Annotated in this window: 16 protein-coding genes and 1 pseudogene; 6 read left to right on the top strand and 11 right to left on the bottom strand. The window is 47.1% G+C overall.

Translation table 11 applies throughout. The annotated features are described in order from the left end of the window. Positions 1-33: 33 nt before the first annotated feature. The gene (locus tag QUA77_RS07815) at positions 34-1,911 is read right to left on the bottom strand and encodes a DUF1565 domain-containing protein (protein ID WP_333449764.1); all 1,878 of its coding nucleotides are present in this window, start codon (positions 1,909-1,911) and stop codon (positions 34-36) included. A gap of 222 nt (positions 1,912-2,133) precedes the next feature. Here QUA77_RS07815 and QUA77_RS07810 point away from each other — a divergent pair, with 222 nt between their 5' ends. Together QUA77_RS07810 and thiS are read left to right on the top strand one after the other, a co-directional pair. Continuing rightward, positions 2,134-3,216 carry a thiamine phosphate synthase gene (locus QUA77_RS07810; RefSeq protein WP_333449763.1) on the top strand — a complete coding sequence of 361 codons (1,083 nt, stop codon included), beginning with the start codon at positions 2,134-2,136 and terminating at the stop codon, positions 3,214-3,216. 97 nt (positions 3,217-3,313) lie between these two features. After that, positions 3,314-3,526, top strand: coding sequence for a sulfur carrier protein ThiS (thiS, locus tag QUA77_RS07805; RefSeq protein ID WP_015176890.1), 213 nt, complete (start codon positions 3,314-3,316; stop codon positions 3,524-3,526). A 301-nt stretch (positions 3,527-3,827) separates the two neighbouring features. On the opposite strand, the gene rpmA is transcribed toward thiS, so the two are convergent. Continuing rightward, on the bottom strand, positions 3,828-4,127 hold the full coding sequence (gene rpmA / locus QUA77_RS07800) for a 50S ribosomal protein L27 (RefSeq protein WP_190738131.1): 300 nt from the start codon (positions 4,125-4,127) through the stop codon (positions 3,828-3,830). A 27-nt stretch (positions 4,128-4,154) separates the two neighbouring features. Further along, entirely contained in the window at positions 4,155-4,547 is a 393-nt protein-coding gene (rplU, locus tag QUA77_RS07795; RefSeq protein WP_172190164.1) for a 50S ribosomal protein L21, read from the bottom strand. 297 nt (positions 4,548-4,844) lie between these two features. Between rplU and QUA77_RS07790 the strand changes: the two genes are divergently transcribed. Beyond that, positions 4,845-7,886: a pentapeptide repeat-containing protein gene (locus QUA77_RS07790; RefSeq protein ID WP_333449762.1), complete on the top strand. Its 3,042-nt coding sequence runs from the start codon at positions 4,845-4,847 to the stop codon at positions 7,884-7,886. 169 nt (positions 7,887-8,055) lie between these two features. Here the strand turns inward: QUA77_RS07790 and QUA77_RS07785 are convergent, their stop codons facing one another. The 4 genes from QUA77_RS07785 to glpK form a co-directional block, all read right to left on the bottom strand. Continuing rightward, positions 8,056-8,271, bottom strand: coding sequence for a hypothetical protein (locus tag QUA77_RS07785; RefSeq protein ID WP_015176895.1), 216 nt, complete (start codon positions 8,269-8,271; stop codon positions 8,056-8,058). Positions 8,272-8,744: 473 nt separating this feature from the next. Next, complete coding sequence (locus QUA77_RS07780) at positions 8,745-9,245, bottom strand: DUF3122 domain-containing protein (RefSeq protein ID WP_333449761.1); 501 nt, start codon at positions 9,243-9,245, stop codon at positions 8,745-8,747. Positions 9,246-9,427: 182 nt separating this feature from the next. Beyond that, entirely contained in the window at positions 9,428-9,799 is a 372-nt protein-coding gene (locus QUA77_RS07775; RefSeq protein WP_333449760.1) for a c-type cytochrome, read from the bottom strand. A gap of 74 nt (positions 9,800-9,873) precedes the next feature. Beyond that, the gene (gene glpK, locus QUA77_RS07770) at positions 9,874-11,361 is read right to left on the bottom strand and encodes a glycerol kinase GlpK (protein ID WP_333449759.1); all 1,488 of its coding nucleotides are present in this window, start codon (positions 11,359-11,361) and stop codon (positions 9,874-9,876) included. Positions 11,362-11,459: 98 nt separating this feature from the next. On the opposite strand from glpK, the gene QUA77_RS07765 reads away from it, so the two are divergent. Further along, entirely contained in the window at positions 11,460-12,044 is a 585-nt protein-coding gene (locus QUA77_RS07765) for an endonuclease dU (protein WP_333449758.1), read from the top strand. A gap of 227 nt (positions 12,045-12,271) precedes the next feature. Here the strand turns inward: QUA77_RS07765 and QUA77_RS07760 are convergent. The 3 genes and pseudogenes from QUA77_RS07760 to holA form a co-directional block, all read right to left on the bottom strand. Beyond that, a pseudogene (locus tag QUA77_RS07760) lies at positions 12,272-12,628 on the bottom strand (IS701-like element ISPlag1 family transposase); the annotation flags it as partial. A 787-nt stretch (positions 12,629-13,415) separates the two neighbouring features. Continuing rightward, positions 13,416-14,399: a hypothetical protein gene (locus QUA77_RS07755; RefSeq protein WP_333449757.1), complete on the bottom strand. Its 984-nt coding sequence runs from the start codon at positions 14,397-14,399 to the stop codon at positions 13,416-13,418. Between the two features lie 229 nt (positions 14,400-14,628). Then, positions 14,629-15,606 (bottom strand): DNA polymerase III subunit delta, encoded by a 978-nt coding sequence (gene holA, locus QUA77_RS07750; RefSeq protein WP_333449756.1) that lies wholly within the window; start codon positions 15,604-15,606, stop codon positions 14,629-14,631. Positions 15,607-15,781: 175 nt separating this feature from the next. On the opposite strand from holA, the gene QUA77_RS07745 reads away from it, so the two are divergent. Together QUA77_RS07745 and cbiE are read left to right on the top strand one after the other, a co-directional pair. Continuing rightward, positions 15,782-16,522: a DUF1868 domain-containing protein gene (locus tag QUA77_RS07745; RefSeq protein WP_333063966.1), complete on the top strand. Its 741-nt coding sequence runs from the start codon at positions 15,782-15,784 to the stop codon at positions 16,520-16,522. A 287-nt stretch (positions 16,523-16,809) separates the two neighbouring features. Then, a complete protein-coding gene (cbiE, locus tag QUA77_RS07740) occupies positions 16,810-18,114 on the top strand; it encodes a precorrin-6y C5,15-methyltransferase (decarboxylating) subunit CbiE (RefSeq protein ID WP_333449755.1) in 1,305 nt (434 codons plus the stop codon). Between the two features lie 31 nt (positions 18,115-18,145). On the opposite strand, the gene QUA77_RS07735 is transcribed toward cbiE, so the two are convergent. Next, positions 18,146-19,030 (bottom strand): type II CAAX endopeptidase family protein, encoded by an 885-nt coding sequence (locus QUA77_RS07735; protein ID WP_333449754.1) that lies wholly within the window; start codon positions 19,028-19,030, stop codon positions 18,146-18,148. Positions 19,031-19,376 lie beyond the last annotated feature (346 nt).

Genomic DNA, 19,376 nt, shown 5'->3' with positions numbered 1-19,376 from the left:
TGCCCTGTTTGGCCAATGCCCAATTTCCAATAACTATTTAATCTCTTCAATTCGAGCATTCAAACCATTAGCACTGAGCATTTGTACCAATTCCTCAGCTTTTTCGCGTTCCCGAAAAGCACCGGCTTGCATCACCGATCGCCCGCTGGAAAAAGAGCGAAAAGCATCGGGAACGAGGGATTGCATTTTTTCTCGATCGCGCCAACTGTCGGTATCCACCACAACTCGATACCGGAAACCCAAAGCTCTGGCTCGATCGAATGACGGCGAATTATCCTCGGCATCGGGCAAAGAATTCCCCCCTAAAGGTGCAGGTACATAGCCACCCCTTCCGATAGGAATGTTGCGGGCCGGAACGGGCAATCTACCCTCGGAAGAAACCGAACTCGAACTATCAAAATTGGGAGGAATCATTGGTTGCTGTACCGAACTTTCCGAAACCGATCGAAAATTCGGATCGGGAACAGGAATTGCGATCGCCCCTGGGACTACCGATGAAGCAGCGGCATTCCTGGGAGAAAGTTCTTGCTGCAACTCAGCGCTTGGCTGTACGGGTCGAGTTTGCACTGGTCGCCTGGAAACTGGCGCAGGCGGGGGAAGTGGCGCTCTTTCTAATCTGGGGCTTAGCCGCCCGGGAGTGTAAGCCGGGAGAGAAGTGTCTGGACCACCGATGCTGGGAGGTCGATCGGCCCTTAGATGCAAAGCACTTCCCCCCATTGGCGGCGGCGTAAAAGTTCCCGCCACATCAACCGAGCCCGTCGTCCGGCTGCTCAACAATTGATTGCCGTATGCTGGGATTACTTGACCTTTAGCCGCATTGTTGACATCGTACTGACCGTTGTTGCGAATGACATTGCCCCCCGGTTCGGCGGCAGTTCCCAAATCCGGCAGAGAACTCGCGATCGCCACAATTCCGTCCCGGCGATTACTCTCGATATAATTGTTACGCAGCACAGGTCTAGCATTAGCTTGCACCACCACGCCATCTTTATTGCGAGTAATTTTGTTACCGATCAGCAGAGGCGAAGCGTTCTGCGCTACATTCACCCCAAATCCCGTGTTTTCAAACACATTATCTCGAACTTCCGGCTGGGAACTGCCAAAAATAGTAATGCCGTTAGCTCCATTTTTCGAGAAAACATTCCCGCCAATTGTCGGCCTGGAAGTACCCACTACCGAAATGCCGTCGTGAGTGCTCCCAGAAAAAGTATTGTTAACAACCGTTGGAGAACTCGATTCGATCCACAAAGCGTAACCGCGATAGTTGGTATTCGTCACCGTCACCCCGCTGAGTCCCGCCCCGTCTGCGCCTAAAATCGCAATATTTTGACCCGCCGAAGTCGGACTGATAAAGTATCCTCCGCCTTTGATGACAATATTCTGACCGCGAGTGTTGGGATTTCCCTGAACAGTCACGCTGGGCCTGAGCATTAATGGAAATTTTTCGCCGGTTTGCTCGCTGTAAGTACCGGGCGCTAGCAAAATCGCTGTTTTGGGCGGGGCCACGCTTAAGGCGTAGGTAAGGGTTTTAAAGGGAGCTCGATCGCTGCCGTTGCCCCCCGTGTCGCTGCCGCCTGTGGAGCTGACGTACAGTATGTTAATCTCGCTCTCTAGGGTCTGAGAAAGTAGCTGCACTCCCGGTATCCCGGCAGCGATAACTGACGGTTGGGGGTTGCAAAGGGCGGTCATCGCAAAAACGAGCAGAAGGCAAGAACTCAAACAAGATTTTTGCGATCGCTTTTCTTTGCACTCGCTATATTGAGAATTTAGGAGCATAAATAAACCCCACTGATTTGCGGTCCGAGTTCCGCTTCCCGAGTTCGGTGTCGGGTTTTCGCGATCGAACTTTGATTTCACCCGCCTGCTGGGGTTTTCTTCTGTTAATCTTTTGTGTTGTTCTGCTAACCTCACGGCTCTCCTCCGAAGTGTGGTATGCAGTTTAACGATTCCACTCTCATCAAGTTTGATCTATTATGCTTTGTTTTCATCAAATTCAATAAAACTTAAAAAATTATTGTCGAATTTACATTGGTTTATGCCAAAATTAAGCCGCCTGCTTTGCCACGATCTTGACGGCGTGGGAGAATGTAGCGGGCTGATTGGTAAGATTAATTATAATTAGGGTGGTTCTGAATGACCGACAAACAAAACAGAACTTTACCGGCACAGCCAGCCCTCTGCCGGATTTTAGATGCAAATTTAGATCGATCGCGCGAAGGGTTGAGAATTATTGAAGAATGGTGCAGGTTTGGTCTCAACAACGCCGATTTAGCTGGCGAGTGCAAGCAACTGCGTCAAGAATTGGCTGCTTGGCACGTTGCAGAATTGCGAAGTGCTAGGGATACACCTGCCGATCCGGGTACGGAGTTGACTCACCCGCAGGAAGAGCAGCGTTCGAGCATTCAGCAGCTACTGGAAGCGAATTTCTGTAGGGTGGAAGAAGCTCTGCGGGTACTCGAAGAGTATGGCAAAATTTACGATCCGAATATGGGTGCGGCTTTTAAGCAGATGCGCTATCGGGTTTATACTCTCGAAAGCAATTTGCTGGCTTACCGGCGCTACCAGCAGTTACTTCGATCGCAGTTATACCTTGTAACTTCGCCCAGAGACAACTTGATGGGAGTCGTGGAAGCTGCTTTGCAAGGCGGACTGACTTTGGTGCAGTACCGCGACAAAAGCTCAGACGACGGGGTAAAGCTGGCTAATGCGCGCCAGCTTTGCGAACTTTGTCACCGCTACGATGCTTTGCTGATTGTGAACGATCGCGTGGATTTGGCGATCGCAGCGGATGCTGACGGCGTACACTTAGGGCAGGGAGATTGGCCTGTGGCGGAAGCGCGCAAGTTGCTCGGCCCGGGACGGATCATCGGTCGTTCTACTACGAATGGCGAGGAAATGCAGCGAGCTATTGAAGAGGGAGCCGACTACATTGGAGTTGGGCCGGTTTACCACACTCCTACTAAACCTGATAAACAGGCGGCGGGTTTGGACTATGTGCGGTATGCTGCTGATAAGTCGCCAATTCCGTGGTTTGCGATCGGCGGAATTGATATCAACAACCTTGATGAAGTATTGAATGCTGGAGCTCAAAGGGTTGCCGCAGTACGGGCGATTATGGAAGCAGAACAGCCTACTTTAGTCACGCAGTTTTTCATCTCGCAGTTGATTCGGATGCAGAATCTGAAAGCTCAGAAAGCTTTGCACGGAAAAAGCTAGGTTGATTGGGGATTTGTAGGGCGGGTTTAGAGCAGGAAATGTGTGCATCAAATATAATTTTGTTACCAAACCCGCCCTGAAAACAGATATTTTACTTATGATAAATCAAATTGCGCTGCAAGTTAACGGAGAAACCCGCAATTGCGCGATCGACACACCGTTACCAAAATTACTAGAACAATTGGGATTAAACCCGCGCTTGGTGGCTGTAGAGTACAACGGGGAAATTCTGCACAAACAATTTTGGGAAACTACACAGATGCAAGAGGGCGACATCTTAGAAGTTGTCACAATTGTCGGAGGAGGCTAGGCATAAATGGGTGATAAATTAAGCCTTAAATTTTCACCAATTGGCAGAACCTAGGAATGTCGCTTGCCGTCAAGTCTAGATCCCCCTAAATCCCCCTTAAGAAGGGGGACTTTGAGGAGAATCTTGTCTCCCTAAATCCCGTTAATTAACAGGGACTTTGAGAAAAATCTTGCCCTAAATCCCCGTTAATTAACAGGGACTTTGAGAAAAATCTTGTCCCCCCCTTATTAAGGGGGGCTAGGGGGGATCTAGACTTTGAGACAAACAAAAGAAACTTAAGCAACGCCGCAAAATATCGCAATTAAACAGCGACAGCTTCAGCCACGGGTTCAGCCACAGGTGCTGCTACAACAGGATAAATGCTGACTTTCTTGCGAGTTTTGCCTTTTCTTTCAAAAGTCACTACACCGTCAATCATAGCAAACAGAGTATCATCTCTGCCGATACCAACATTATTACCGGGGTGAACTTTAGTGCCGCGCTGACGGATCAAAATGTTGCCAGCTTTGACAACTTGACCGCCGTACTTTTTGACACCCAGACGCTGAGAATTAGAGTCGCGTCCGTTACGTGTACTGCCTGTACCTTTCTTGTGGGCCATAATATCCTCAACTGTATTTACTATGTTTTATTCTGAATCAGTTTCGGCGGTTTGGGGAGTTTCCACAACTGCTGCAGTTAAGTCTCTGGCGGCTAAGACTGTACCGTTGACGCTAATCGAGTCAATCATAAAGCGAGTTGTTTCTTGACGGTGCCCTTTTTTCTTCCGAGTTTTCTTTTTCGGCTTCATCTTGTAGACGAGGACTTTGCGGCCCCGGAAATGCCGTAGAACCGTTCCTTCTACAGTGGCATTTTCTAGTAGAGGCTGGCCGATATGAACCTCGCCTTCGTGCTGGATCAGAAATACTTTGTCTATGGTGACTTTGGATTCAGCTTCAACGTGAAGCAGTTCGATGTCGTAGAAGCGGCCTGGTTCTACCCGAAATTGTTTGCCGCCGGTTTCAATGATTGCGTAAGTCATGGGATGGTGGTTGAAATTGCCGTACAGGTAGCTGATGAGTCATTGGTCATTGGTCGTTGTGGACTTTTGACTGCTGACTGCTCTCCAGCTTTTGGAATGTCTTAACCTGATCCGAGCCGGATTTAGACAGACAATCTACTATTATTGCGGATCGTTGTAGTTTTGTCAAGGTAAAATAAACTTAATCTTTTCTAATTGTTAGTTTGAGAACAGATTTGTGGCGACGAACTACGGAATGCTTAGAGAGTTAAATGTAGATTTTCTCAGCTTCTCTCTTCTGAAACAGGGCAGGTAAAAATGGCAAATCGCATCTGGAAATTCTTAAATACTGATATCAAAGAACTGTGTTCCGCCGAAGCAGCGGAGGGAATCGGAGAAGCTGGGAAAACAGCCGCCGAATTGGCAAAAATGTTCAAAGAACAAGGGCTGGACAATAGCAACTTGCTGCTAGAGGTTTTGAACTCTCCCTTAGCTCAAGTTGTGGGAACTGGATTGCCATTTGTCGGGATGGCGGCGAAACTGCTGGCGTTTTTTATTGAAAAAACTCAACAGCAGCCGACTTTAGCTGAGTGCATTTTCCTCGTCAGTCAGGAGGCTTACCTGGAAAGTTTTAAGGAGTTTCTTGGACAAGACGAGACTCTGTTAAATCGCATCGGGCAAACTCCGGTTTCCGAGGGAGTCAAGCAGTTGCTTAAGAAATTGGCTGATTTAGAATTGAGCGATAAAGCAGCCGATGAAACTGTTATTTGCTTCTGCGATTCGATGTTAGCCGAGGAATTTAACCTAGTGCTATCAGAACGGCTACAACAAGCCGGACTAAATGCCGATGAAGCTCATATTTTGACAAAGAGAGTTGCTGCTAATACTCACCGCTATTTAATCAAAGCTTGGGCAGCTTGCGGCGATGCCATGAAACATCTTGGACAGCCTTCTATCACCGAATGGCGGGAGGAACAGGAGAAATATCACAGCATTGATAACTACCTGCAAGAACAGATTTCCTCTCTACCGCTAGAACCGGTATTTAAAGAAAAATTTTCAGTCAAAGATATCTACGTGCCTCTGAAAGCAAAGCCAATTGATGCAAATGGCAAGCTCATAAATGATGCAGAAGATTTCGATTTAGAAACTTGGGCAAAAAATTTGCTTGAGGATGAAAAAAAACCAAATCAGGTGATTTTCGTCGAAGCTGGACCCGGACGCGGAAAAAGCGTTTTTTGTCGTATGTTTGCTGACTGGGTGCGACAACATTTTCATCCAGTTTGGACGCCCGTGTTAATTCGATTGCGAGATATTCCTACTCTTACATTGCAAAAGAGTTTTCGAGAAACGCTAAAAGAATCAGTTAATGCTGATTTTGTTAGCGATAAAGGCTGGTTGACAGATACAAACACGCGATATTTGTTTTTCTTGGATGGCTTTGACGAGTTGCTGATGCAGGGGAGAAGCAGCGGCGGTTTAGAGCAATTTCTCAAGCAAGTAGGAAAATTTCAGCAGGGCTGCGAGGAGAGTTCGGAAATGGGACACCGGGTTTTGATTACTGGCAGAACTTTAGCTTTGCAAGGGATTGAAAGGCAAATGCCGGACAACCTAGAGCGAGTCGAAATTCAGGTGATGGATGACAAACTACAGCAGCAGTGGTTGAGCAAGTGGGAAGCACAATTTGGGGCGGAAACAACTTCAGCTTTTCAGCAGTTTTTGCAACACGAACGATGTCCTGAACAGGTGAAATCAGACTTGGCGCGAGAACCGCTATTGCTTTATCTGTTAGCAGCGATGCACCGAGATGGAGAGTTGAAAGTTGAGGATTTTCAAGGAACTAACAGCACTCAAGCAAAAATTTTAATTTACAACAAAGCTGTGAATTGGGTACTCACAAAACAGCGGTCTGACAAATTCAATAAGAGCCTCAATCAAGATTTAACAGGACTGGAAACAGAGAAGTTGCGGCTCATCCTGACAGAAGCAGGGTTGTGCGTGGTGCAGTCGGGAGGGGAATGCGCTCCTGTAGCGATGATTGAGGAACGATTGAAACCACATGACTGGGCTAGATCATTACTTGAAAAAGCACGAGAACGGAGTGACGATAATCCTCTGAGTAATGCTTTGGCGGTTTTTTATCTTCAGAAAGGCAGTCAAGAAGGTTCTGTGGAGTTTGTACACAAGAGTTTTGGTGAATTTCTGTGTGCGGAACGATTGAAAAAAAGTCTGGAAGAGTGGACGACGAAACCGAGAAAGAAAGGTACAGAATTTAATACTCAAGACTCTCAGATGGACTGGGAGATTTATGATTTGTTGGGTTATGGGCCGCTGACAGAAGAAATTGTGGAATATTTGATGGGGTTGTTAACAACTCCGGCTGATCCAGGCGAGGAAAATCAGTTTCGCCCTGTGGAGTTATTCCAGCGTCTGGAATATTTTTATCAGCGGTGGTGCGAGGGGGAATTTATTGATGTGTCATCGGAAAGTTTGCCTCAGAAGAAGATGAAGCTGCTGGAAAAACAATTGAAAAATCACAAATTGGGGCAGCGACAAATAGATGTTTATGCTGGTTTAAATGTGATGATTTTGCTGTTGGAGTTGCACCGTTACGGTGAGCAGAGAGATGAATTTAAAGACAAAATGGTGTTTTATCCTTGTGGGAAACCGAATGCTGAAGGTAAACTTGACGATGAAATTCGGTTGTTGCGTATCATCGGTTATAGCTGTTGTGTTGGGTATTTTGGCTTTCTCCACACAGTTGGGAGCTTCCTCAGTGGCGCACACCTCAGCGGCGCAGAACTCAGTGGCGCAAAACTCAGTGGCGCAAAACTCAGTGGCGCAAAACTCAGTGGCGCAAACCTCAACGGCGCAGAACTCAGCGACGCATACCTCATTGATGCAGACCTCAGCGGCGCAGACCTCACCAGCGCAGACCTCAGCGGCGCAAACCTCAGCCGCGCAAACCTCAGCCGCGCAAACCTCAGCGCCGCAGACCTCACCAACGCAAACCTCAGCCGCGCAAACCTCAGCGCCGCATACCTCAGCGCCGCATACCTCATCGGCGCAGACCTCAGCCGCGCAGACCTCAGCCGCGCAAACCTCAGCGGCGCATACCTCAGCGGCGCAGACCTCAGCGACGCAAACCTCAGCCGCGCAAACCTCAGCGGCGCAGACCTCAGCGGCGCATACCTCAGCGGCGCAAACCTCAGCGACGCAAACCTCAGCCGCGCAAACCTCCGCGATCGCACTTTTGGATATATCGAATGGGATGAAAATACAAGCTGGGAGAATGTTCGAGGTTTGGATACAGCCGTTAATGTTCCAGAAGCGTTAAGGCGACAGCTAGGAATGCAGTAGAAACATTTTTCCCGGCTTGGCGTATCATTTTTATGAACAGGCTTTCGGGCCTGTTCCACAAAGAGTGAATTTTCTTGGGGGTGGGCCCTCCTAGTCCGGGCCCGATCGACCGATCGACATACGAAGGTCGATCGACCTTGTTTTATCCAAAAGGTCGATCGAACTGGATTTAAGCCGTCGCAGAACATTTGCGCGATCGTAACAATTCCAAAGCTTGCTGTTTCACCCTACCCTCCATCACCTCTTTTTGCAAATTAATAAAAGCCTCAAAATCTTCTAAGCCGTACTTAGTCATCTGCAACTGCTGTCGCAACTGTTCTTCGGCCTCAACCGTTAAGTAACCTGTTGCCAAAGCTTTTCGGACAATTTTACTGATTAAAGTCATAGTAGCTTCACCCTGAATACACCTACGTTAAAACACTGAAGTTTTGTCAACCGACTAACTCAGCTTTTAGTTTGTTTCATAATTACCCTTCAAATTGGTTAAATCTACCTTAAGATCTATGTAAATAAAGTTATTTTTGATACATCGATGAAACTGTAGCGATTTTAAATGTAGAGTGCGATTAAATTGGTATCTTTAGTTTTTGTCCGATAACATTATTCTTCAAATACGTTAAATCTACCTTAAGGCATATTTAAACATAGCGATTTGTGACATGGGAAATTGCCTCGATTTTAACTGTAGAGTGCGATTAAATTTGTATAGCCTTTCTCAGTAAAACGAGGTACCCGACGTGCATAGGGCTGACGGGCACTTGTGCTGAGCGAAGTCGAAATATAGGGCTGACGGGCACTTGTGCTAAGCGAAGTCGAAGTATAGGGCATACCTCACCACGCTTGAGAACCGCTATATATTTAGTTTCTGTCTAACAACAGCCGCCATTCTCTGACAGCAAAAGGAGGAACCAGCAATTCTGTTTCTTTTTGATTTTTTACGGGCAAATTCAACCGCAAAGGTCGATTACTTTCCACTTGTGTAATTATTGATTTAAAATCGTATTCTCCGACATTAATTGGCAAACCAGACTCGTTCCAAATATCATTAGCATTGCCAATTTCGCGCTTGCCCGCAGCAACTTTCAGCGGAACCGGGTGCTGCAATTCTGTTCCGGGAAATCCTACTAATCTCAGATTTAAAGACTTTACTACTCCCGACTTGACTCGCTTGTACAAAACAACTTGCCATGCTTTATCATCTGTATCACGCAGGCTTTGTACGGATCGGAACATTACTGTCTCGGCAGTTTCTGGATATTTATGAATCGACGCGAAAGCGGGCGGGCTGCTAGCTAATATTAGATACAAGCACAAGCTAATAATAGTTAAAGTTCTACGCCAACAATAATGTTTTTTCACCTGGCAATACCTCCGATAATTTACACTTTTTTATCAGAAATAAGAAAAAATGACAAGTTTTGTGTTGAGATTATTAAAGGATGAATAATAGGAGAGAAAAAGCAGGCAGGTTTTGTATGAATATTATTCATGGATGACCAATTTAAGCGCTAAACCTGCTCAGACAATCTCCCTAATCGGCTTTATTTCCAATCAGTTTCAGCTTGGGATAGCACATAAGCTGAAACATCGATAATTTGTTGTTCCGACAAACGATTTTTGTAAGCTGGCATAATACCTTTGCCGTTGGTTACTAAGTTGGAAATGTTGGCGATGGAATCCATGCCGTATTTTTTTAATGCTTTTTGTTTCAAGTTTTTGCCGCGCCTGATAATGTTGCTGCCGTTGATGTGACAGCCTGCACAGTTGGCGCTAAAAATTTCGGCTGCGGTTGTGGGATTTGTAGTTGTATCTGCGATCGCCATTTGGGAATTAGCAGCGATTTCTACAAATGCCAGTGCCAGTATCAATACAAAGGCGGTGAGAAATTTTTTTAAGTTCTTTAGCGAAATCATTTATTTGCAATTTGAAAAAATGTGCTGGATTTAAGGATATCACTAAATACGGATTTTGGGGTTAACTCAGCGATTTATTCTTCCCAATCGAATGTGCGGGAAACTGCTTTTTTCCAAAAGCGATATTTTTGCTCGCGAAGTGCGATCGGCATTTTCGGCTCCCAAGTACAATCCACCGCCCAATTGTCGCGCAATTCGGCTAGCTGACTCCAAAAACCCACCGCCAAACCCGCCGCATAAGCCGCACCGAGTGCAGTAGTTTCTGCTACCACAGGCCGCACCACAGGCACTCCCAAAACATCGCTTTGAAACTGCATCAGCGTGTGATTTACCACCATTCCTCCGTCTACTTTTAAAGACAAAAGCTGCACTGCTGAATCCTGATTCATAGCGTCCAATATTTCCCGCGTTTGCCACGCTGTCGCTTCCAATACTGCGCGGGCAATGTGTGCCTTAGTCACGTAGCGAGTTAAACCTGCAATTACTCCCCGCGCGCTGTCTTTCCAATAGGGTGCGTAGAGTCCCGAAAATGCCGGGACAACGTAAACTCCCCCACTATCTTCGACTGTATTTGCTAATGTTTCTACTTCTGCAGATGTGTTGATGATGCCCAAATTGTCCCGCAACCACTGCACTAAAGCTCCGGCGATCGCAATACTGCCTTCCAAAGCATACACAGCGGGCGATTCCCCCATCTTGTAGGCGACTGTTGTTAGTAATCCTTGCTTTGAAGGGACGATCGTCTCACCAGTATTCAGCAGCATAAAACAGCCCGTACCGTAAGTATTTTTCGCCTCCCCCAGACTGAAACAAGTTTGCCCGACGAGGGCGGCCTGCTGATCGCCCAAAGCAGCAGCAATCGGAACACCTGCAAGCAATCCTTTTGCAGTTCCAAAAACTTGACTCGAAGGGCGAATTTCTGGCAGCATCTGGCGGGGAATTGCCATTATTTCCAAAGTTTCCGCATCCCAATCGAGGGTTTGCAAATCCATCAGCATCGTGCGGCTGGCGTTGGTAACATCGGTAATGTGCACGCCGCCAGTCAGGTGCCAAATCAGAAAAGTATCGACATTGCCAAAAATCGCATCGCCTCGATTTGCCGCTTCGCGCAATCCTGGAATATTGTCCAGCATCCACTTAATTTTCGGCCCGCTGAAATAAGTTGCCAGCGGCAAACCGCATCGTTTTTGAAATCGATTTTTGCCCTCAAACTCCGCTAATTTTTCGCAAATTTGGTGAGTGCGAGTATCTTGCCAAACAATCGCATTTCCATAAGATTTGCCCGTTTTTCTGTTCCAAACAATTGTAGTTTCGCGCTGGTTGGTAATACCGAGTGCTGCAATATCTTTGGGGTCGATATTGCCGATTTCAAGGGCCTTTTTAATCACGCTTTGGGTGCGCTGCCAAATTTCATCGGGATTGTGTTCAACCCATCCGGGTTGCGGATAAATTTGCTGGTGTTCTTGTTGGTTGCTGCAAATTATCTGTCCCTGGCGATCGAATATGATAAATCTGGTGCTGGTGGTTCCTTGGTCGATCGCTGCTACGTATTTTTTTGCCAATTGTCTAAAACCTTTTTAGTAATGAGCTATTTAACGTATATGATACTATGTAAAACACAAGCTAATCTCAAAAACTTTAGTTTAGGGAACTCCACAAGTTGAAACTGGCAGATTTGCTCAGGCTCGATCGCACAATTAAGGTTATTGGCTTTGACGACGCTCCGTTTTCTCGGACAAGCGGCAGTCTGGTGTCGATCGCGGGCATAGTCTGCGGGGGAACTCGATTTGAAGGAATGGTGTGGGGACAAGTCCTCCCAGACGGATTAGATGCCACGGATGCTATTTCTGGTCTACTTCTCGGAGGCAAATTTCTGCCGCAATTGCATCTCGTTTTGCTAGACGGAATTGCTTTCGGCGGCTTCAATATTATTGACCTTCCGGAGTTAGCATCGCGCCTGCAAATTCCTTGCGTTGCTGTCATGCGCCGCCAACCAGATTTAGATGCTGTTGAAAAAGCCCTCCGCCATTTACCAGACTCGGAATACCGTTTAGAATTGTTGCGCCGCGCCGGGAAAATTCACGCTTTTGAACCTTTCTTTTTTCAAGTTTGCGGCGAAAAGCCGGAAGTAATTGCGCTGGTGCTTCAGCGTTTGACAGACACTGGGAAAGTTCCTGAAGCTTTGCGTTTAGCTCATTTGATTGGTGCTGCGGTAATTAATGGAGTTAGTGGCAGTTCTGCTTGAATTATTGTTAAGAACGGGCAAGATGCCCGTTCCACAAAGAGTAAATTTTCTTATGGGCAGGACTTACGCAACTGTCACAAATGCTTCGATAGCCTTTCCAAAAGTTCCAAACTTTGCCCTTGGTTAGTTGATGAGTGCCGTCCTCGGTAGGGCACTCATCAACCAACCGTACGAGTCGGGTGTCAGCTTTTTGAATCAAAACTTCTCTCAGTTTATTGTCATATTTTTTAGACAATAAACATCGGAATCTGGGGGCGTTTCAGTTGTTCAATTAAATAATTTGATAACAGCCAATTTTTGATTTGATATATTGTTCGACCTGTCCGAGCAGCTAAACTTTTAAGCCTTAACCATACAAGTAAAGTGTAAGCAATATGATTTCTTTGAATCCGAGCTTTCCGACACTGACAAGACTATATTCCTGTTAATTGCTTGATTTCTTGGTTGCCTTCTACAATTTTCCAACGAATAGCACACACTTTTTGTACGTCATTTGTGTCTGACTGAGTTAAGTCCTTAGTCGCGACATATTCCGTCTTGTTGGTGGAAACAATTACTCGGAATAATTTCACTTTCTTGAATTTCAATACTCACGACTGTTTGGGGAACGAGACTACAAGCTTTACAGTGCAAGGATCATAAATAAAGTCGAATTAAATGCCGCATCAGGGGTGGAGGTGACATTGATTTAATTATCCACAGGGGCTGCGAAGTCAAGCGAGAATAAGCCATTGGGCCATATAAAAACTGTCCGGACTATTGACTTAAGAGAACTATCAAATATCCCTCAACTATCAAATATTACACCAGCATTAGGCTCTCGGCTGAAAGCTACATTAAAAGTATCAAGACGTTTTAGTAACCGAAAAGTAGCTGGCTTGTTAGAGTAGACTACCCCAAAGCTAGCAAAAGATCGGCTTAAATACTGGTGTCATATCAAATCTGTTAGCCTCGGTATCATTCAGCTCTCTATTCTCGACCTCTGCGTGAATCAGCGTCAATTCATTGTTATCTCCGCTTGCTGAAATTATCTTTTTTTTACCGCAGATACCAGCAGATCAACACAGATTAACGCAGATGAGTTATATCAATTCCGGCTGCAGCGTGATTGTTGACTGAATTTTACGGCCGACGATGCTACGGGATTTGAGATAAACATGAAACTAGAATGGGTTTAAAAAGGATTGAATGAAAAAGAATTACAGCTTTTGGAGTTAAAGCAATAGGTAAAGTTAAATGAAATTTAAATAAAATTGAAAAAAGTCAAAAGTAAGAAAGCCAAAAGTAAAAATAAGTTTTTTTACTTTTGGCTTTTGACTTTTGACTTTTAGCACATCGAGTATTCAACTCAAAACTCAAAACTCAAAACTCTTAAGGCGCTGCTGCCGCCCTGCGGTTGGCAACAATCAGATTAGCCTGATACTCTGCCGCTTTTTGCTGAGCCTTTTGATAGTTCGGGCTGGTTGACGGTACGGCTCTCATGAGCTTAACCGCTTGCTGCCACTCGCTTGCTACTGCGATCCACTCATTTTGAGACTGAGCCTTCTGGGCCGAAATTGCTGCTTTCTGAGCTGTGTTAACGGCTTCTCTCCAAGAGTCAGGCTTAGGCGCGGCGGCTTTTGGTGCAGGAGAGGCTGGAGCTGGGCTTGCTGGCGCAGCAGCAGTGGGAGCGGGTTTTGGTGCAGGGGAGGCTGCCTGTGGGGTGCCCGGAGATGCGGCTGGAGAGGATGCAGCGGCTTTAGACGCGGGAGATGCGGGTTTCGGGGAAGGGGAAGCAGCTTCGGGGGCGATGGGTTCTGGGTTCGAGTCGCCGAAGGGGAAAGTTTTAGTAAAGAAAAGCCCTGCGATCGCCGCCAGAGGTACTAAGATACCCACAGGTATTACCCATTTGGGAAATTGTTTTTTCGGAGGCGGGGCTTGATCTTCGTCTTCGTCTTCCTCGTCGTCATCTCGATCGAATTCTCCTTCTTGATAATAGTCTTCGCCTTCGGGCTCGACATCATCTAAACCTACAGAGTCGTCAGGCATTCCACTATCCAAGGGGTAAGGCATTGAATCCGCAGGCATCAGATCAATTTCATCTTCCCACGTAGGCGATCCCTCACCTGTTCGACGCCCGTAAACCTTTACAGTGTGAATTGATTCGAGTCCCAGCTTCGTCATGCCGGTGCGGATGAAATCGACCAATACCATTTGATCCGGTACTTTGTCTGCCTCCAGAATTATGTGGAGGCAGCCGTTGTCCCGCGTCACATCGGCGTTGATGCCTTTGGGTTTGAGTGTACGGTTGATGCTAGATGCGATCGCTTTTGGATCGCCTTGCTTGAGCAGTTCCCGCGGGTTCTGTTGTGTCATGGGTAGCGCTCTTTTTTTGGGGGGGGTGGAGAGCCGGCAAATAATATTAACCGATCGGCATTCGGCGGACAATATTTATTTACCACATTAACTTCTACTTTGCCATTCTGAGAGTATTTCTAGTATCTATTGACCTTTTGGCCCGTGAGCCGGTATAAAGCACATACCCGCTATCGAAATTTGTTGTAAAAATTTACAGTAAGGGGCCGATCCTGTGCCCTGTCGCGCATCAGCGGAACAAGCTAGAAAGTTCTATAACTTTGGTTTGCAGGGTTGAGATTTCTTCTCGCCCCCGCTTTAAAGAAGCTTCTAACTCTAGCAGCAAAGGCAAACTTTTTTGCAGTTTTTCTAGGCTGGCGTTCTTGACTTCTTGACGAAAATAGTATACTCGTTTCGGATTGCCGAGATCTAGAGCTTGAGCAATTTTATCATCGCGATCGCCCGCTTGGATCATCGCCTTTACCCACAGCCAAATCCGAAATTTACCAGTCAAGCCAGCCACAATCCTCAAACCAGGCTCGCTGCGGCCAGTTAACCCGGCCAATAAATCTAAAGCCGCGGAGGTATTGCCCTCGCGAATTGCATCGGCTAGTTGGAAGGTATTCTGGGCGTGACAGTGCACCAGTGCTGCAACTTCCTCCGGGTTCAGAGGTTGGCTGCGGTTGCCCGCAAACAGCAGCAATTTTTCGAGTTCGCTGTATAGCTGGCGGGTATCGCTGCCAATGGACTGGGCCAAAAGTTCGATCGCTGTGGCTGTCAATTTTACATTCATTTCGCCCGCGACTTGACGCACCCGCTGGGCTAATTCTTTGTCATTCCAAGGCGGAATCGGTGAAAATTCCCGCACTTGGGCGGACTGGGAAATTAACTTGGTAGACTTGAGCCGACTGTCGGGTTTTTTGAGGGATGTCAGCAGCAGCACGGTGGTAGGGGGAATCACTGGCAGCGTCCGTTCAAATTGGGCCAACAGTTCTGGAGAACACTGCTGCGTTACAGTCGTATTTGCCAGCCAGACAAAACGGCTGCCGGTACCGAAGGGCGGCGTTAAGGCTCGATCGAGCCCTTCGACCACAGCGTCGGCTCGATCGGCAATAATCTTGTCATAGTTAAAACTAGCCCAGTTGGGGTCGAGGACTGTTTGCCGCAAACTTGTCACAGCCTGCGTGATCGCAAAGTCGTCTTCCCCCCAAAACAGGTAAATTTGCATGAAAAACGCTCAGTAGCCCAAAAATCAGAGTTGCAGGTTCTGCAAGTCCAACATATCCTGAATTGGACTGTTGGATGCCCGCACCATAATATAAAATTTGGTGTGGGAGTTTGTCACCGCGAGGAAATCAAGATTGGATGATACTTATCAAGCTTACGTAAATCGGGTGGCGCGAATGACGCTGCTGGACTCCTACAAGTCCCAGGTGGAACACATTCAGGAATCTCCAAAATTTAAGCCCGACGAAGCAGGCAGGAGAGATCCTGTACCTTTTCCAGGTTATTCCGTGATTACGCCCCCTGCGGGGGAAGATGCAGAAAATGCTGCATTTTATAGTAATTTGCACTCGAGCCAACAACGGCTATTGCAGGAAATAGCGGAGGGTGCGCTCGTGGCACTGCCTCCTGATAGCTTCCATTTAACCGTAGCCGATTTGATTTGGAACAGCGCTTTTCGAGATGCCTCTGATAAAAATCCAGAATTTGAGGAGCAACTGCGCTCGCGCATGGCCGATCGTTTTGCCGCCTGCAAACCCTTGGCGGGCGGCGCTCCCATTCGCTGGATAGTGCTGGGGTTGATGGTGATGACTAGAGCTGTGGGTGTTTGTTTGGCACCGACGGACGAAAACTCTTACAAGCAAATTCTGGAGTTTCGCCGCTCGATCTATCAAAATCCCGATTTAATGGCTTTGGGAATCGAACAGCAATATCATTTTACGGCCCACATTACTCTGGCTTATTTTGGGGATGTCGGGCCGAACCTTGACCGCGATCGCTTGTGCGCTTTGCTGTCAGAGTTAAACGAGCAATGGCTGGACACGCCGCAAGAACTGTCCGTAAACCGAGTGGAACTGCGGAAGTTTGAGGACATGGCCACCTACCTCCGGCAACCGGAATGGCCTGTTTTTGAGTTTTAACGAAGGAAGAAGGAAGAGGGAAGAAGGAAGAAGCAAGAAGGAAGAGGGAAGAGGGAAGAAGGAAGAAGGAAGATTTTTTCCCATCTCCCACTCTCCCCATCTCCCACTCTCCCACTCTCTCGCCGCCTCTCCCCCTCTCCCCCTCTCCCCCTCTCGCTTGTGACAATAGTCAGGATATTGGCTATTAAATGCTTTAATTATTTTTGTTTGACAGTAAAGTCAAGGAAAAAATTTATGAAAAACCAGGAAAAATCAGTAATTCTGGTTTTTTACTTTTTGCTTAAAAAGTGACAGTACACGTTGTTGGTATCGGTTTAGATGGATCTGCTGGGCTGAGCGAATCGGCGCGGCAGGTTGTAGAAATGGCCGCTCTGCTAATAGGGAGCGAGCGCCATTTGAGCTATTTTCCCCAGCACGACGGAGAGCGCTGGGCGTTGGAAGATTTGACCGAAGCAATTCTGGAAATTCGGCGCTGGTGGGCGAGTGAACCCGAATTAGAGCCTTCTGCGGGGACGGTGGAACCCCGCGATCGACCGATCGTAATTTTAGTGGCCGGCGACCCGCTGTTCTACGGCTGGGGAAAGTTGTTAATTGCCCAATTGCCGGCAGAAAAATTGACTTTTCACCCCCACGTCAGTTCTGTGCAGTTGGCTTTTAACCGCTTGCAAATCCCTTGGCAAGACGCTCATTTTGTGGGTTCTCAAGGACGTTATTTTGAGGAACTGACGGCAAAACTCAAACTCGGTGTCGAGAAAATTGCGGTGCTCGCCGACGAAACTCATACTCCGGGGGCCTTGGCAAATTTGGTCAAAGCTCTAGATTTGCCTACACGCTACGAATTTTGGGTTTGCGAAAATTTGGGTTCTGCCCAGGAGCGCGTGGGCCTCCGTTCTCTGTCAGCTTTGCTGGGAGAGTCTTTTGCACCGCTGAGCGTGGTTGTGATGCTGCGGGAGTCCCCGCCTAGGGCAGAACCTTTGGATTTGGAAAAGTTGCCTTTGTTGGGAATACCGGATGCAGCTTTTATCGGTTGTGGCGACAAGCCGGGTTTGACGGTGGAACGGGAAGTGCGGGTGTTGGTGTTGGCACAATTGGCTTTGCAACCGGGACAAGTTGTCTGGGATGTGGGTGCTGGTAACGGTTCTGTGTCGATCGAAATTGCTCGTTTATTCCCGCAATCTGAGGTGTACGCGATCGAACAAACGGTTTCTGGTACTTCTGCCATCGAGTTCAACTACGGCCGTTTTGGGCTGCAAAATGTGTTCTCGATTCACGGAACCGCCCCGGAAATCTTGCACCGCTTGCGTCCTCCGCACCGAATTTTTATTGGCGGCAGTGGCGGAGGGTTGACTAAAATTTTGGGTGTTTGCGCGCTGCGGCTGCTCCCTGGAGGCTCGATCGTGCTTGCGTTGGATGCTTTTGAGGATATTGCTACTGTTTTGAGCTGGATGGGCGATCGGGTGCGCCGGGAACCGCACTGGAGTTATCGAATCGTGCAAGTGCAGTTATCGCGTTCTGTGGCTGGGGGGAATTCAACTCGTTTTGATGCGTTGCGGCCTGTTTCGATTGTGACGATCGATCGACACTTGAATTAATGTCTGAATTTTAACCGCTGATTTAAGCTGATTAGGGCTGATTAACGCTGATTTGAATCAGGAAGAGTAAGGTTGCGGTTGCTAGTAGCAATAAAATGCCGGCTGCACCTGCTAGGGGTTTCGCGGCTATTCCTGTAATCCATTCTGGTGCGCGGCCTGTCGGATTAATTGCACCTTCTGTATCTACGGTAGTTATACCCCAAATCCAAGCTGCGTGAATGCCGATCGCCAATCCCAAACTACCATTGTCGGCGATGCGGGCTAATGTTAAAACCATCCCCATCAGCCACAATCCTGGCAGTTGCGGTAGAGTTTCTTTTGCGGCCCAAATTAGGTGGGCGATCGCGAAAATGAAACTGGCGATCGCTGCTGTGATTAGCATTGAGTAATCTTTCTGGAGGATTGTTTGCAAGCAGCCGCGAAAGATTAACTCTTCTGTGCTGCTAATCCACAGTGCTAATAACAGAGTCAGCAGACTAGCAGGGCTAAAAATTAAAGCCCAAGGATTAATTTTTTTTTCGCCTGTCTCGCTGGAAAATTCCCCGATTTTTAGCTCGATCCAGCCTGCGCTTAATTGCAGACCGAATAAAATTACTAAGCTGATTATTCCTAATCCTAATCCCCGCAGTAATGACATCAAAACTGCGGGTTGCAATTCCCAACCCCAGTTAGTAAAAGACGTGTTTTCGACCCAACTTGTCGCCCATAAAATGAAGGGGACAATCACGTAGAGGGAAGCTAGTAAAGGTAGTTTTTTGTTTCCCAGGGGTTGAGGCGGATGCCATTTGAGGGCGATCGCCAGCACAATCGCTGCGGGAAGCCACACAACAATCCAAGTTGAGAAAAACAAGATTATTTTGACAATTGCTGGTATTGACGGCGACAGCAGTCGCAGGTTGTTTATGCTATTCCACATTTAAGGGGTTGCAACTGTAATACTGTTGACTGTTGCTGGGGGGGTAACAACCAGCCTGAAACCCATACCTTTGTAAGGATTGAGCCAATGTGTGCTAAAAAAAGATAGGCAGCATAATTGTTACACGCTTGCCTATCTCAAAAATAATGATACCAACATTCTACCTCATTCATTTAAAAAAACAACTCAGTTCAGCTCAATTTAAACTGATTGAAATCTTGCTACCATTGATACAATCAGAAAAACAAGTGAGATTAGAACGGCTCTCGCGGGTATTTCCCTATCCAATTACAACAGAAAGTCGGCGTAGAAAACTACAAAGGTTTCTCGATTTGCCTCACTTAAC

It is taken from the genome of Microcoleus sp. K5-D4 (genome assembly GCF_036704575.1).
Taxonomy (GTDB): Bacteria; Cyanobacteriota; Cyanobacteriia; order Cyanobacteriales; family Microcoleaceae; genus Microcoleus.
Note: the sequence above shows the minus strand (reverse complement) of the source record. Positions and strands in the feature narration are given on the sequence as shown.

Coding starts and splice junctions, on each gene's coding strand:
- QUA77_RS07790 (WP_333449762.1), top strand. CDS start 4,845: ATGGCAAATCGCATCTGGAAATTCTTAAATACTGATATCAAAGAACTG.
- QUA77_RS07785 (WP_015176895.1), bottom strand. CDS start 8,271: ATGACTTTAATCAGTAAAATTGTCCGAAAAGCTTTGGCAACAGGTTAC.
- thiS (WP_015176890.1), top strand. CDS start 3,314: ATGATAAATCAAATTGCGCTGCAAGTTAACGGAGAAACCCGCAATTGC.
- holA (WP_333449756.1), bottom strand. CDS start 15,606: ATGCAAATTTACCTGTTTTGGGGGGAAGACGACTTTGCGATCACGCAG.
- QUA77_RS07775 (WP_333449760.1), bottom strand. CDS start 9,799: ATGATTTCGCTAAAGAACTTAAAAAAATTTCTCACCGCCTTTGTATTG.
- QUA77_RS07810 (WP_333449763.1), top strand. CDS start 2,134: ATGACCGACAAACAAAACAGAACTTTACCGGCACAGCCAGCCCTCTGC.
- rplU (WP_172190164.1), bottom strand. CDS start 4,547: ATGACTTACGCAATCATTGAAACCGGCGGCAAACAATTTCGGGTAGAA.
- rpmA (WP_190738131.1), bottom strand. CDS start 4,127: ATGGCCCACAAGAAAGGTACAGGCAGTACACGTAACGGACGCGACTCT.
- QUA77_RS07745 (WP_333063966.1), top strand. CDS start 15,782: ATGACGCTGCTGGACTCCTACAAGTCCCAGGTGGAACACATTCAGGAA.
- QUA77_RS07735 (WP_333449754.1), bottom strand. CDS start 19,030: ATGTGGAATAGCATAAACAACCTGCGACTGCTGTCGCCGTCAATACCA.
- QUA77_RS07755 (WP_333449757.1), bottom strand. CDS start 14,399: ATGACACAACAGAACCCGCGGGAACTGCTCAAGCAAGGCGATCCAAAA.